The sequence below is a fragment of the Psychrobacter alimentarius genome (genome assembly GCF_001606025.1).
GTDB lineage: Bacteria > Pseudomonadota > Gammaproteobacteria > Pseudomonadales > Moraxellaceae > Psychrobacter > Psychrobacter alimentarius.
In genome coordinates this window covers 2,329,231-2,343,456 of record NZ_CP014945.1, presented here as the reverse complement: position 1 = coordinate 2,343,456, position 14,226 = coordinate 2,329,231, and the positions used below count along the sequence as shown (strand labels likewise).

Genomic DNA, 14,226 nt, shown 5'->3' with positions numbered 1-14,226 from the left:
TAAGTAGTAATTATTTGTTTCTATAATGAAAATTATGATTGCATGTCTCATTTGTGCTCTATAAAATAGCGCAACCATGTATTTTGACATGCTTTATTGATGAGAGGTTTATTATGTTAAAACGTCATTTATTACTTGCTAGCGTATTGGCTGGTACTTTCGCAGTTACTGCTTGTAGCCAACAAACAGAAGACAATGCTGAAGCTGCTGTTGAGTCTGCTGGTGATGATACCGCTGCAAACGCTGACGCTGCTGCTGCTGAAACTCAAGAAACAGCTGCTGAAGCTGAAGTTGCTGCACAAGATGCAGGTGCTGAAGTTGCTGAAGGCGCTGAAACTGCTGGTGCTGATGCTACCGATGCACTAGCAAATACTGGTGAAGCGGTTGTGGTAGGCGCAAATGAAGCCGTTGCCAATACTGCTGAAGTGGTTGCCGATGGCGCATCTGCTGTTGAGAATAAAGCCAGTGAAAACGCAGTAGAAGCAGAGCAGCAGTACTAAGCATTTAATGAATGACCAAGCAAGTCGCAGATCTATGATTCGCTAAAGCACAATAAAGGTCGTTCATTTCTTTATAAGCCCTCAAAATACTAGAAAAGCCTTGGTAATTACCAAGGCTTTTTGCATTGCCAATTTTTAATTTCATTTATTGTCGTTAAGTGCAAGACTTGTGCACAACAAAAGCTAAATCTGCAAATAGATAGATAAACAAATAGTGTGGCAACGGCTACGAAGACCGCGCATTTTTTGCTATAATTGTCGCGCACTAATGCCCCTGTATTGCTTATTCTAAAGACGAAGGATAACTGTGCGTGACTTATCACGCGTTAATCGTTATCACGTCAAAGGTTTCGGGTTAGTGATTCTCACGTTTTATTCCAAAAGCGGTTGTTTGAAAAGTTGTTTTTAATTCATTATTCAAAATTTAATCAGAGAGCGTTTTATGGCTTTAATATCCTTGCGTCAACTTCTAGATCATGCTGCTGAACATAACTATGGTGTGCCTGCCTTTAATGTCAATAATTTAGAGCAGATGCGTGCAATCATGATGGCTGCGGATGCTTGTGACTCACCTGTCATTGTCCAAGCCAGTGCTGGTGCCCGTAACTATGCAGGATCCGCATTTTTGCGTCATCTGATTATCGCAGCTATCGAAGAATGGCCACATATACCAGTGGTCATGCATCAGGATCACGGTATGTCTCCTGCTATTTGCCAACGTTCAATTCAACTTGGTTTTTCATCCGTGATGATGGATGGCTCGCTTGGTGAAGACGGTAAAACGCCGATGGATTATGATTATAATGCCAGTGTTACCCGTGAAGTAGTTAAGATGGCACATGCTTGTGGCGTTTCCGTAGAAGGCGAGATTGGCTGTTTGGGAAGTCTTGAAACAGGTATGGCAGGCGAAGAAGACGGCTCTGGCGCAGAAGGCGTATTGGAGCACGATCAGCTATTGACCAGTGCTGACGAAGCGGAACAATTTGTTAAAGATACCAATGTCGACGCACTGGCCATTGCTATTGGTACCAGTCATGGCGCTTACAAGTTCACGCGCCCACCAACAGGCGATATTTTATCTATTGAGCGCGTAAAAGAAATCCATGTCCGTATTCCGAATACTCACCTTGTGATGCATGGCTCATCGTCAGTGCCACAAGAGTGGCTAAAAGTGATCAATGAAAATGGCGGTGATATCGGCGAAACTTATGGCGTACCTGTTGAACAAATCGTAGAAGCGATTAAGCATGGCGTACGTAAAGTGAATATCGACACCGATTTGCGTTTGGCGTCAACTGGTGCTATTCGTAAATTCCTTGCAGAAAATCCAAGTGAATTTGATCCACGCAAATACTTCAAAGCCTCTATGGTAGCCATGTCTGATATCTGTACCAATCGTTTTGAAGCATTTGGTTCAGCAGGTCAAGCCCATAAGATTCGCCCGATCAGCCTTGAAGGTATGGTTAATTTTTATCAGTAATTCAGACCAAGAAAAGCTGGTTATTGACGATAATATGGCATGCTCATGGCAGCCCCTATAAGAGGTAGTAGTGATGATTGGATTGATTACCGGACAGGTGCAGTATCTGATGGCACCCATGGTTTGTATCATGACGACCTCTGGTGTGGGTTATGATATCGAGCTGCCATTACCGTCATTCTGTCAATTGCATCTCAATGAGCAGGCCAGTATTTGGACGCATTTTCATGTGCGTGAAGATGCGCAACTGCTTTACGGTTTTATTGATCGTAAAGAGCGCGATGTCTTTCGTCAGTTGATTAAAATCAATGGCGTAGGAGCAAAAATGGCGTTAGCCATGTTGTCTGCGATGTCAGCTGCTGAACTGAAGATGCATGTGGAACAAGAGTCAGAGACAGCCTTGACTCGTATCCCAGGTATTGGTAAAAAAACAGCACAACGCCTACTGATCGAACTCAAAGACAAGCTTAAAAACATCGAAGTTGATAATACCTCTCTAGAGTTTACACATCAGCCTATAGTTGTGTCTCACGAAGGCAGTATCGTCGCTGAGGTAGAAGGCGCATTGATCAGCTTGGGTTATAAGGAAAGAGAAGCTCAGCAAGCCATCAAAGCGGCAAAAAGTAATGGCGATGTGTTCGCTGATACTCAAGGACTTCTAAAGGCCACGTTAAAACAGCTCTCCGGCTTTTGATGTTCCCAAATTTGATTTGACAAAAGCCATCATTAATAAGTATCAAAACAATAAGCGACATTAGATGTCGCTTATTTTCGTTCTGGTAAGGGTTTTATGAGGTTTAGCATGACTTATTCGTAGCGTTTGGTTATGCTATTTGGTACTCAATTTTTTTAATATAATGATAGAACTTATGATGCAAGATCGTTTAATTAATCCGCTAGAAGGAGCCAGCGATGCTCCAGACGCCAATATTCGCCCAGCATTACTGGCAGAGTATATTGGTCAGCCGGTTGTACGTGAGCAAATGGAAGTTTTTATTGGTGCTGCACGAGGTCGTGATGAGGCGCTGGATCATACGTTGATTTTTGGTCCACCAGGTTTGGGTAAAACGACGCTTGCCAATATCATCGCTCGTGAAATGGGTGGCAATCTGCGTTCGACTTCAGGCCCTGTCCTTGAGCGACCAGGTGATTTGGCAGCGATGTTGACCAATTTAGAAGCAGGTGATGTGTTATTTATCGATGAGATTCACCGCTTAAGTTCGGTGATTGAAGAGATACTTTATCCAGCCATGGAAGATTTTCAACTTGATATTATGATTGGTGAAGGGCCTGCTGCACGCTCTATTAAGCTTGATTTACCTCCTTTTACATTGGTTGCAGCGACGACAAGGGCAGGGTTATTGACATCGCCTTTACGTGATCGCTTTGGTATTGTTCAGCGTCTTGAGTTTTATAATATTGCTGATCTGACAACGATTGTCAGTCGGGCAGCTCGTCTCATGCGTGTACCAATGAGTGAAGACGGTGCGATTGAGATTGCTCGTCGTGCTCGTGGTACTCCTAGGATTGCCAATCGCCTGTTACGCCGTGTGCGTGATTATGCCGAAGTTAAAGGTGATGGTAGCATCAACGGGGCAATAGCGGGTAGTGCGCTGGATATGCTAGCGGTTGATAGACGTGGTCTTGATCATTTAGACAGACGTTATATTGAAATACTGCACGAGCGTTTTGATGGGGGACCTGCGGGCGTAGAAGCCGTCGCAGCAGCCATGGCGGAAGACCGCGGTACGCTTGAAGATGTGATTGAACCTTATCTCATTCAACAAGGATATGTACTGCGTACCGCTCGTGGACGTGTATTGACTCAAATGGCCATTGACCAGATGTTATAGTACTGCACTGTAAAAAATGACAAATGATGTGTTTATATACTGCAGTGGCAATAAGGTTAAAGTGTTGGTAAAAAATGCGCGTGCTTCTATCAATAGCACACGCATTTTTTATTGGGATAAGAGTTATTTAGGCAGAAGCAGATATAGGGTGGGGCCAAATCTTACCTGGATTTAAGATATTGTTGGGATCAAGGGCAGCCTTAATTGCTTGCATTAGCACCAAAGCGTTTCCATGCTCTTGCTGCATATATTTTTGTTTGCCTTGACCAATGCCGTGCTCACCTGTACAGGTGCCATCCATCTCAATAGCACGCTTGGCGAGTCGACCTATAATATCTTCAGCTGTTGCTATTTCTGTAGGATTATCCGTATCGACCAGTAACAGAACATGGAAATTACCATCACCGACGTGCCCCACGATAGGCCCAATCATACCAGATGCTTCGATATCCTTTGCCGTCTCACTGACGCACTCAGCTAGACGTGAGATAGGCACGCAAGCATCGGTAGATAAGGCACTGGCTTTAGGTCTCAGAGCAGAACTGGCATGATAAGCATTGTGCCGTGCTTGCCAAAGACGTTTGCGCTCGGCTTCATTGGTGTCCCAAGAAAAATCTTTACCACCAAACTCTTCGATGATCTCCGTAAATATTTGCGCTTGCTCTTGAACACTTGCTTCTGTGCCATGAAACTCTACAAATAACGTTGGAGTTTCGGTCAGACTCAGATTATCGTACTGATTACAGGCTTTGATTTGCAAGGCATCAAGCAGCTCAATACGAGCAATAGGCAAGCACATTTGAATGGTCAGCATCACGGCTTGGCAGGCGTCTTCAATGGTTGGAAAATGACAAATGCCGCTGCCAATACACTCACTGATGCCAAATAGTTTGAGCGTAATCTCTGTGACAATACCAAGCGTTCCTTCTGAACCTATCATCAATCGCGTTAAGTCATAACCGGCCGCTGATTTTTTGGCGCGTGTCCCTGTTCGCACAATGTCGCCATTTGCCGTGACCACCTCTAAAGCAAGTACCACGTCTTTCATGGTGCCATAACGTACAGCATTGGTACCTGACGCGCGAGTGGCAACCATGCCGCCAATACTGGCATTAGCACCAGGGTCTATCGGAAAAAATAATCCAGTATCACGTAAGTAATGATTCAATTGTTCACGTGTCACGCCTGGCTGTACAGTAACGGTCAAATCCTCATTGTTGACCTGCAAAATAGCATCCATGGCATGCATATCGATGCAAAGTCCACCAAAAGGTGCATTTAATTGACCTTCTAAAGAAGAGCCAATACCAAAGGCAATCACTGGCATATGGTGTTGATTGCAAATCTCTACCGCAGCAGCGACGTCATGTTTATCCTGTACAGTCAATACGGCATCGGGCGGCTGATTGGCAAGCCATGTCATGGTATGACCGTGTTGCTCACATACTGCTGTATTGGTACTGAGCTGTTGACCGAAGCGGATTTTTAAATCAGCAATCGCAGTACTATAATCTGGTTTCATACTGTCGTTCATAATAGAGTTTGGTAGAGAAGACATGACTGGCTCCTACATGTAAAAGGTATTTTCAGCCAAGCAAACAAAATATAAAGCTGCGTGATCACTTACTTTATATTTTGTTTGAAAGACAAGCAAACGAAGAGGTAGAAACCACACTCAAACGGAAGGAGCGTTTATTATAAAATATCGTGAAGTCATAACAATTCACGAATACCATTGTCATAAAGTACTATCGTCGTAAAATATTGTCGCCGTAAATAGTATCAATAAACTAAGCTAGAATACGCCAAACCACCATTAAGAGTGCCAACAAATAAAAGAGTGGTGCAAACCATCCAACTTGTGTTGCAATCGCAATAAACACCGCAAATCCTGCCAGTGTTATCCAGTCACGGCGGCGATCATTGAGCATATCAGCCCGTATTTGCTGTATTTCTCGCAGTTGACTGTCTTGACGTGAGCCTTGTGAGGCCAGACTTTGTAATCCTTGATCGAGTAATTTAGGAATATCAGTGGTGGATAACAAAAGCTCTGGCAACTGTGCTCTTAGCTGTTGCAAGTTACGCATAGGGTCTAGTTGTTCTTTAATCCAGCTGCTTAAAATAGGTTTGGCAAGTGACCAAATATCAAGATCAGGATAGAGATCGCGCCCAAGTCCTTCCACATGAACTAAGGTTTTAAGGAGCAGCATTAACTGTGGTGGAATACTCATATGATGGCGACGCGCAATGTCCAAAATCTGCATCAATACACCCGCAAAATCGATGTCATTAATGGATTTTTGTAGCATTGGACCGACTGTGCGTTTCATATCGCGCATCAATGCATGCTTATCGGTATTGGGCGGTATCCAGCCAGCACGGCTGACAATATCGACCATTGCCGTAAAGTTGTTATTCATGACTGCCAATAACATACGCGCTACGATCAGTTGATCGTCTTTTGACAAGGTGCCCATAATGGCGCAATCGAGTCCGATATAGCGCGGCTCATGACCTAAGTCTACTGCTGACATATCAGTACTGAGTGTTTTCACAGGGGGTGTTTCTACAAAAACATTGCCCGGATGCATATCGGCATGAAAAAAATTGTCACGAAAGACTTGAGTAAAAAATATGGTTAAGCCTTTTTCTGCCAGTGCGGCACGGTCATAACCAAGCTTATCAAAAACTTCTACTTGTGAGATAGGAACACCTTGAATACGTTCCATTACTATCACATTTTTGGCAGCATCGTAGACTTCAGGCACATACATCAATGCCGAGCCTAAGAAGTTGTTACGCATTTGCGTGGTATTGTCTGCTTCAAGCGTCAAATCTAGCTCGTTGAGCATGACTTGACGGTAATCTTCGACAATATCGATAATATGTATCGCCCGTGCTGCTTCAATACGCGCGGATGCCCAATTGGCAAGCTCACGTAATAGCTCAAAGTCATCAACGATGGTCGTACGAATATCGGGACGCACCACCTTGATAACTACTTCGCGCCCATCATGCAAAGCAGCGGTGTGCACCTGAGCGATTGAGGCGGCCGCTAAGGGTTTGACATCGAAACGGGCAAACAACGTCCCGATACTTTGGCCAAGACCATGTTTGGGATCTTGTATTTGCTCAATGGCGACATTGGAGTCAAATGGTTTAACCCTGTCTTGTAGTTGTACCAGCTGCGCAATGATTTCAGGCGGTACCAGATCACGACGGGTAGAGAGCAGTTGTCCCAGTTTTAAAAACAGGGTACCCATGTCTTCAAGCGCAAACTTAATGGCATTGGGTTGATGTTTTTTACCCCAAGCGGCTGGGTGCAAGCGAATTAACCGTGCAACAGGTTGCAGCTGCGGCGCTTCTTCTACAGAGAGGTGCGTGTCAATACGGTAAGTTGCGGCAATACGCCAAAGCTCTAGTAAGCGTGCGCGATGAGATAATAGCATGTGATATAGGTACTCTAAAGAAAGTCGAAAACAGAACGGGGCTGTACTTATTTATAGAAAATGCTTAGTCAGTAGTAATAATTATCGATTATTCATCCATTGAGCCTGCTCATTTTTGATAGCAGCCAATCTGGCTTCTTCACGCTCAATATCAGAACGCAGCTTTAGCAGTTGCTGCTTGAGGTCATTCGCTTCTGCCACCTCAGTGGGATCGGCTGCACGGTTACCTGCGACGTCATTGGCCCAATCACTCACATCATCAAAAGCGCGTTTGGCACTATGGCGCCAGCTGCCTTTGAGCTGCGATATCAGCAGATGCAACTGACTTGCCATCGGTTTACCAATAAAAGGCTCTAGCTGAGCTGCGACATCTGGATCAAAGCCTGCCACCAATTGTTTGAGTTGCATCAAGACCTTATAGTCACCAGCAATTGGTAAATTGCCTTCAGCACCGCGCATTAGATTCAGTAATTGCGCTGGGTTATCAACGCTGATGACACAGTCAGGGCGGCTATGACCCATCCGCGCACGCTCCATACTGGCTTTTTGGCGTTCATCCATCTGACCACTTGGTTCAAATACGCTCTCTGTTGTCACAGGCTCGAACCGCAGCCGATCATGAGTGAATAAGATATCTAAGTCAATGTCAGGCACAGCCATGTTTAGTCGTAGCACTTTTCCTGCGAGCGGTGCCAATCCAGCTTTGGTAATCTCGTCACTTGCAATAGCAAAGTTAATTAGCTTTTCGGCACCCGCCAAAAGTAGGACAGTTAGCATAAGGCTCTCGCATCTTTGGTTGAGCGCCTGTAAAAGACGCATCGTTTATAGAATCAGTGGTTACGACCAGTTGAGATTGACAGTTTTATTCTACTGTTAATTTTTTATCATTACGCTTTAAAACCACGATGCACAGCGACAATACCAGCGGTTAGATTATGATAATCACAGTTCTCAAATCCAGCCTGTTGCATCATTTGTTTTAACGTCTGCTGATCAGGATGCATACGGATGGATTCAGCCAGATATTGATAACTCTCAGAGTCATTGGCAATGATCTTACCCATCATTGGTAATGCGGTAAATGAGTACAAATCATATGCTTTCGACAGTGGCTCAAACACAGGTTTTGAGAATTCTAAGATTAGTAATCGACCGCCTGGTTTGAGTACACGATACATGGCTTTTAGAGCCGCATCTTTGTCGGTGACGTTGCGTAGACCAAAGCTGATGGTGACCAAATCAAAACTCTCATCATCAAAAGGCGCTAAGGTTTCAGCATTTGCTAGGACAAAATCTACGTTGTTGCAGCCAGCATTGATTAAGCGCTCACGACCTACTTCTAGCATGGCGGCATTGATATCTGATAATACAACGTGCCCGTTTCTACCCACCTCACGGCTAAAGACTTTGGCTAAGTCACCCGTACCGCCAGCGATATCAAGTACATGCTGACCAGAACGCACGCCTGATAAGCTGATCGCGTAGCGTTTCCATAGGCGATGAATACCAAAAGACATCAAGTCATTCATGATGTCGTATTTTTTGGCAACAGAGGTAAAGACATCAGCCACACGTGCTTGTTTTTCTGCCTTGTTGACTGTTTTATAGCCGAAATGCGTTTCCTCATTGCCATCAGTATCAGGTGTATGCGGGTTATTGATGTCATCACGCTGATTAAACAGTGTTTGCTTAGGAATTTGATTGTTGGCGCTGCTGCTGACGGTATTATTTATAGGTTTATTCAAACTATCATTATTTGTATTATTGTTTGGCATAGTGGTTTGTTGGCCTTGTGGCGCTCCAGTTGGTAGATCTTGTACTTTGGTAAAATCATTGGTATCGAATGGGTGAGAACTGTCTTTTTTCACCGTCTCAGAGGCCTTGGTAGGCGGAGGAGATTGTCGTGCTTGGGCTTGTGCACTGATGCTTTGATTATGAGCAATGCTGTCTTTGACCAGTTTGTCTTGGAGGTGACCATTGGTAGACGTCGTCTGGTCATGAGGTACGTTATTGTTATTGGTAGTATCGGTCATAGCATTGTCCTTTATTCAGTATTGTGACTGTATTTTATGCAGGTTGTTTTTATGCAGATTTCTTATAAAAGGTATAAAGTAATTGTCAAGTCAGCGAGTTATAAACTCTATGATACACCAAACGCTAATGGCTTACCGCCATTATCCGTATCATGAACTTGGTCAATGATTTCAAGCTCGCGCTCACAAAACGGTTCAATGAATCCGCCAACACTATCTAACGGGCGCATCGCAACAAACCCAGCATTGATGAAATCATATAAAGGATGATAGTTATAACGGTAGGCAGTACCTTTGGCTAGAGCAAAAGCTTTTTGCAACATAAAAGAGTTAATATACTTATCTGTGCGATAGCAAACTTCCTTTAAATGTCCAATTTGCACACGTCGAGTGTCTGCTTCATCGACAGCACGATAAGCGGCAAACATATTGTCTTCATTCACGGCTAAATCTTGACTCAAGAGCCACTCCGCTAAATGCAAATCCAATTCTATCGCTAAAATAGCGGCCTGTATCGCCATACTGCCTGTTTCTAAAGCAGCTGCTGGTGCAAAACGCTCCAATTTTTGAGCTTTAGGGACAATACGTTCTAGCTGCTTGGCCAATAATTTAAACTCATCGCCGCCATACAGTTGGGTTAAAAAATAATCTGCCATCAGTTGGTTCTGCGGCTGCTCAAACAGTGCTTGATGAGTGTGCTGAATACGAGCACGTTGCCAAGCTTGTACCTCATCAAGTTTGGTATTTAATGCCACGTCTTGATGATAAGGTAATGCCCAAAAACGGGCCAAATGCTGTTGTAAATCGGCTAAAGCTGCCATGACAAGTAAACCTACGTAAAATTAAAGAGAAATAAAAAATGGCAATCATATGATGGTTATTCTTATGCTTATCGTTGTCTATTAAAGCACGCATCTAAGATTGTGTTCACCTTAAAAGAAAACAATGCAGAATACAAATGCCAAACTGTTACATAGCATCGTTATTTACTGAATGAGTCGAGTGCTATGATTAAGCTGGCATGCTTTCAATTATAAAGGGATTGTAGTTATGAGCCAAAAGAATAATAAGACTGAAGCTGCGATACCGCAAGCGGTCAGTGCTCAGTTTAGTGAAGACGTTATTGAGCAGCGTTTAATACCAAACCCTTTGAGCCAGTTTTCTATGGACAAAGATACTCTTAGATTGGCTTTGGTTACTGCTCAATATGCTCTGCGAGCAACGCGGCAACGAGCCCCAGTCACCACCAATAAGCCAACAGGGATATTGGTACTGGTTAATGGGATGGAGCAGGCGGGCAAGGGGACAGCCGTCAAGCAACTTCGAGAGTGGGTAGATCCAAGGTTACTAAAGGTGGAAGCGACCGTTGGTGGCTGTCCTCTAGCGTATCAACCGATTTGGCAGGCACACACCAAGATGATGCCGCGTCATGGTGATGTGATGGTATATTTTGGTAACTGGTATGCAGATTTACTCTATAACACCATGCGTATGGCCATAGCAGAAAGTAAAGATACGGATGAAAGATCAGAAGATAACGAGTATAAAAAGGCAGGTTGGCAAGCCTATTTTCAGCAGCAACTTGTCAAATTGCAAACGTTTGAAAAAGACTTAGTGGCCAATCAAACCAAACTACTTAAGTGTTGGTTTCACGTCGACGTTGAAATGCTACAAGCTCGCCTGAACGATACAGAAGCAGACCCACAGTTTTTGTATCAAATTGATTGGCACAATGAAAAAGTGATTGAAACCTTTAACGAGGTAGCCGTAACGCTGCTACGACAGCAAGATGATTGGATTATCATAGATGGCAAAAATAAATCTCAAGCGGCCAATCATTTTTGTCATGAAGTACTACAAGCAATGCAAAATGCGCTAACGAGTAGTCAGCCAAGTACGACAAAAAGTCAGGTAAAGCAATCACTGTCCAATAAATCAACGCTTCATAAGTCAAAATCTGATAAAACACTTGAGTCAGCGTTTGAACCAGTCAAAATACCTGCGTATTTAAAAGATATCGAAAATTCAAAAATAGAGAAAGCTGACTATCAGAAAGCGTTAACAGCAAAGCAAGCACGTCTTGCCGAACTGCTTCGCGCTCGTAATGGTCATCACGTGATTTTTGCATTTGAAGGCATGGATGCGGCGGGTAAGGGTGGCGCCATCAAAAGATTGGTTGCGCCTTTGGATCCTCGTGAGTATCAAATTTATAATATTGGCGCGCCAATGCTATATGAAACAGAGCATCCTTATCTATGGCGTTTTTGGACAAAACTGCCAAATCAGCAAACCGATCGCATCAGTCGTATTGCCATTTTTGATCGTACTTGGTACGGGCGCGTATTGGTTGAACGTGTCGAAGGGTTCGCCGCTGATGAGGAGTGGCAGCGCGCTTATGATGAAATCAATCGTTTTGAGGCAGATCTTGCAGCAGTGGGCACAGTTGTTATCAAATATTGGCTTGCCATTGATAAAAAAGAGCAGCTAAAACGTTTTGAAGCCCGCGAAGAGACACCGCACAAACAATTTAAATTAACAGAGGATGATTGGCGCAATCGTGATAAATGGTCAGACTATGTTCAATCTGCCGCTGATATGCTGGCACGTACTGACACAGCCGATGCTCCATGGTGCGTGGTAGCAACCAATAACAAACGTCAAGCGCGTTTAGAGGTTCTAGATCACGCGATTAAGCAGCTATCAGTAGCCTACGGCCTATGATAGCTACTTAATGTCTATTCTATAACTGAGATTTTATCGCTACGTATACGTGACAGTCAGGCTTTTCATCTCGAAACAGCCCACGCAAAAAGGGTATAATTGAGCATTGAACAAAGAAATTATCCATACAACGCATGGATAGTTACAAATCTCGCAATATCATCATGCATTGTGCGCTTATATTTAATATAATAGGCGCGTTATGACTTCTGTTAGACATGAAACAATCTTATCGGACAGAATGTTCTTATCGCTGGATATGGTTGACCTAACTGTGTTGGTCAATATTGCAACAGACGCAATTACCGTATCATTAGCACCATTACAATAGTATCACTACGAAATATCTAAGCCGCAAGATGCTGTAATCAGATGATTTGGCAACGCTACTTGCGGCTTTGTGACATATTGGGTGATGTGTTTTTTGCTTTATCTCGTCTTTTTGATTTAAGTAAGAGAAATAAGTAGATCGAATGTTAACAGTAAACAAAATCGCTGGATATACAGCGTAATATCATCAACCGCATATAATTTCAATCAGCTTACGCAGGACGTATCAACGTATGGGTATTAGCAACAGTTCTACAGAACCAGCAAAATCAGTTGGCTCTATGAGAATAAATCTATTTTTTGCCATTTTACTGATTGCGATGACCGCCTACTTTTTGTGGTGGGGTCTAGATTACACAATGCGTCAACAGATGACGCTTTTTATTGTTGCGACCGCTTTTGGTGTCTTTATGGCATTCAATATTGGTGGTAATGATGTCGCTAACTCCTTTGGTACCTCTGTTGGTGCAGGAACACTGACGATTCCGCAAGCCTTAGGTATAGCAGCGATATTTGAGGTCTCTGGTGCAGTACTGGCAGGTGGTGAAGTGACCGACACCATTCGAAGTGGAATTGTCGATTTAGACGGGTTGTCAGTGTCACCCAACCAGTTTATTTACGTCATGTTATCAGCACTTATCGCTGCCGCATTTTGGTTGTTGTTTGCAACCAAAAAAGGATTACCTGTTTCAACCACTCACGCCATTATCGGCGGTGTCATTGGTAGCTCAATCGTATTAGGTATCACGTTAGGTGGTACTGATATGGCTCTATCTACAGTAGATTGGGGCACTGTTGGGACTATTGCTATTTCTTGGGTATTATCTCCTTTATTAGGTGGCGTTTTTTCTTACCTTTTATACGGACAAATCAAGAAAAATATCATTGAATACAATGATAGAACAGAGGCACACATTGCAGTGCTCAAAGGGGACAAAAAGACCTTAAAGCAAAACCATAAAGAGTTTTTGGACGGCCTCACTGAGTCAGAGCAACTGGCTTATACGTCAGCGATGCTGCGCGATCAGGAAATCTATAAAGATGATGATTGCGTTGTTGAAGATTTGGAAACCGACTATTATAAGCAGCTATATGAAATCGAAAACGAGCGTGGCAGCCTTGATACGCTAAAAGCACTCAAGCAATGGGTGCCTATCATTGCAGCGGCTGGCGGTGCAGTAATGACGTCTTTGGTCGTGTTCAAAGGTCTTAAAAACGTCAATAGTGGTATGACGACGCTGCAAGGTTTTTTAATCATGGGCATGATTGCGGCGCTCGTATGGTTAGCAACCTTTATTTATACCAAGAGCATTCGCGGTAAGCATAAAGAAGATTTGACCAAAGCGACGTTTATTATGTTTAGCTGGATGCAGGTCTTTACTGCTTCTGCTTTTGCCTTTAGTCATGGCTCTAATGATATCGCTAATGCCGTGGGTCCTTTTGCTGCTATCATGGATGTCATTCGTACCAATAGTATTTCTACAGAAGCCGCTGTACCACCTGCTGTAATGTTGACATTTGGTGTGGCGCTTATCGTGGGTCTTTGGTTCATCGGTAAAGAAGTCATTCAAACGGTGGGTACAAACTTGGCAAAAATGCATCCTGCTTCTGGGTTCTCTGCTGAGCTGGCGGCAGCGGCTGTTGTTATGGGCGCCTCTACCATGGGTCTACCTGTATCGAGCACGCATACGCTAGTTGGGGCTGTACTTGGTATTGGTATTGTCAATAAAGATACTAACTGGGCGCTTATGAAGCCAATTGGCTTGGCGTGGATTATTACGCTACCTGCTGCAGCTATCATGTCTGCCATCAGTTATCTGGTATTGAGAAGCATTTTCTAAAGCAGCGCTCAACAACGTA

12 protein-coding genes are annotated in these 14,226 nt (G+C 43.7%); 7 read left to right on the top strand and 5 right to left on the bottom strand.

Features of this window, described 5'->3' with window-relative positions; all coding sequences use genetic code 11:
• The first annotated feature begins 113 nt into the window (after positions 1-113).
• From A3K91_RS09575 to ruvB, 4 genes are all read left to right on the top strand, one after another.
• Positions 114-500, top strand: a complete 387-nt coding sequence (locus A3K91_RS09575) for a hypothetical protein (protein WP_062845049.1) — start codon at positions 114-116, stop codon at positions 498-500.
• A gap of 442 nt (positions 501-942) precedes the next feature.
• Positions 943-1,980 (top strand): class II fructose-bisphosphate aldolase, encoded by a 1,038-nt coding sequence (gene fba, locus A3K91_RS09570; RefSeq protein WP_062845048.1) that lies wholly within the window; start codon positions 943-945, stop codon positions 1,978-1,980.
• A gap of 73 nt (positions 1,981-2,053) precedes the next feature.
• A complete protein-coding gene (ruvA, locus tag A3K91_RS09565; protein WP_062845047.1) occupies positions 2,054-2,674 on the top strand; it encodes a Holliday junction branch migration protein RuvA in 621 nt (206 codons plus the stop codon).
• A 178-nt stretch (positions 2,675-2,852) separates the two neighbouring features.
• Positions 2,853-3,833, top strand: a complete 981-nt coding sequence (gene ruvB, locus A3K91_RS09560) for a Holliday junction branch migration DNA helicase RuvB (RefSeq protein WP_062845046.1) — start codon at positions 2,853-2,855, stop codon at positions 3,831-3,833.
• Positions 3,834-3,960: 127 nt separating this feature from the next.
• Here the strand turns inward: ruvB and A3K91_RS09555 are convergent, their stop codons facing one another.
• The 5 genes from A3K91_RS09555 to A3K91_RS09535 form a co-directional block, all read right to left on the bottom strand.
• Complete coding sequence (locus A3K91_RS09555) at positions 3,961-5,391, bottom strand: FAD-binding oxidoreductase (protein WP_084387322.1); 1,431 nt, start codon at positions 5,389-5,391, stop codon at positions 3,961-3,963.
• 232 nt (positions 5,392-5,623) lie between these two features.
• Positions 5,624-7,282, bottom strand: coding sequence for an ABC1 kinase family protein (locus A3K91_RS09550; RefSeq protein ID WP_062845045.1), 1,659 nt, complete (start codon positions 7,280-7,282; stop codon positions 5,624-5,626).
• A gap of 81 nt (positions 7,283-7,363) precedes the next feature.
• Positions 7,364-8,059 carry a ubiquinone biosynthesis accessory factor UbiJ gene (locus tag A3K91_RS09545; protein ID WP_062845044.1) on the bottom strand — a complete coding sequence of 232 codons (696 nt, stop codon included), beginning with the start codon at positions 8,057-8,059 and terminating at the stop codon, positions 7,364-7,366.
• 110 nt (positions 8,060-8,169) lie between these two features.
• Complete coding sequence (ubiE, locus tag A3K91_RS09540; RefSeq protein WP_084387396.1) at positions 8,170-9,057, bottom strand: bifunctional demethylmenaquinone methyltransferase/2-methoxy-6-polyprenyl-1,4-benzoquinol methylase UbiE; 888 nt, start codon at positions 9,055-9,057, stop codon at positions 8,170-8,172.
• 365 nt (positions 9,058-9,422) lie between these two features.
• Positions 9,423-10,136, bottom strand: a complete 714-nt coding sequence (locus A3K91_RS09535; protein WP_062845042.1) for an FFLEELY motif protein — start codon at positions 10,134-10,136, stop codon at positions 9,423-9,425.
• A gap of 229 nt (positions 10,137-10,365) precedes the next feature.
• Here A3K91_RS09535 and A3K91_RS09530 point away from each other — a divergent pair, with 229 nt between their 5' ends.
• From A3K91_RS09530 to A3K91_RS09525, 3 genes are all read left to right on the top strand, one after another.
• Positions 10,366-12,036 carry an ATPase gene (locus A3K91_RS09530; RefSeq protein WP_062845041.1) on the top strand — a complete coding sequence of 557 codons (1,671 nt, stop codon included), beginning with the start codon at positions 10,366-10,368 and terminating at the stop codon, positions 12,034-12,036.
• Between the two features lie 202 nt (positions 12,037-12,238).
• Complete coding sequence (locus A3K91_RS14295; RefSeq protein ID WP_257722186.1) at positions 12,239-12,367, top strand: hypothetical protein; 129 nt, start codon at positions 12,239-12,241, stop codon at positions 12,365-12,367.
• A 232-nt stretch (positions 12,368-12,599) separates the two neighbouring features.
• A complete protein-coding gene (locus A3K91_RS09525; protein WP_062845040.1) occupies positions 12,600-14,207 on the top strand; it encodes an inorganic phosphate transporter in 1,608 nt (535 codons plus the stop codon).
• The last annotated feature ends 19 nt before the right edge of the window (positions 14,208-14,226 follow it).

Bases quoted from the DNA above. Each gene is read 5' to 3' on its own strand.
- A3K91_RS09575 (WP_062845049.1), top strand. From the start codon at position 114: ATGTTAAAACGTCATTTATTACTTGCTAGCGTATTGGCTGGTACTTTC.
- fba (WP_062845048.1), top strand. From the start codon at position 943: ATGGCTTTAATATCCTTGCGTCAACTTCTAGATCATGCTGCTGAACAT.
- ruvA (WP_062845047.1), top strand. From the start codon at position 2,054: ATGATTGGATTGATTACCGGACAGGTGCAGTATCTGATGGCACCCATG.
- ruvB (WP_062845046.1), top strand. From the start codon at position 2,853: ATGCAAGATCGTTTAATTAATCCGCTAGAAGGAGCCAGCGATGCTCCA.
- A3K91_RS09555 (WP_084387322.1), bottom strand. From the start codon at position 5,391: ATGTCTTCTCTACCAAACTCTATTATGAACGACAGTATGAAACCAGAT.
- A3K91_RS09550 (WP_062845045.1), bottom strand. From the start codon at position 7,282: ATGCTATTATCTCATCGCGCACGCTTACTAGAGCTTTGGCGTATTGCC.
- A3K91_RS09545 (WP_062845044.1), bottom strand. From the start codon at position 8,059: ATGCTAACTGTCCTACTTTTGGCGGGTGCCGAAAAGCTAATTAACTTT.
- ubiE (WP_084387396.1), bottom strand. From the start codon at position 9,057: ATGCCAAACAATAATACAAATAATGATAGTTTGAATAAACCTATAAAT.
- A3K91_RS09535 (WP_062845042.1), bottom strand. From the start codon at position 10,136: ATGGCAGCTTTAGCCGATTTACAACAGCATTTGGCCCGTTTTTGGGCA.
- A3K91_RS09530 (WP_062845041.1), top strand. From the start codon at position 10,366: ATGAGCCAAAAGAATAATAAGACTGAAGCTGCGATACCGCAAGCGGTC.
- A3K91_RS14295 (WP_257722186.1), top strand. From the start codon at position 12,239: ATGACTTCTGTTAGACATGAAACAATCTTATCGGACAGAATGTTCTTA.
- A3K91_RS09525 (WP_062845040.1), top strand. From the start codon at position 12,600: ATGGGTATTAGCAACAGTTCTACAGAACCAGCAAAATCAGTTGGCTCT.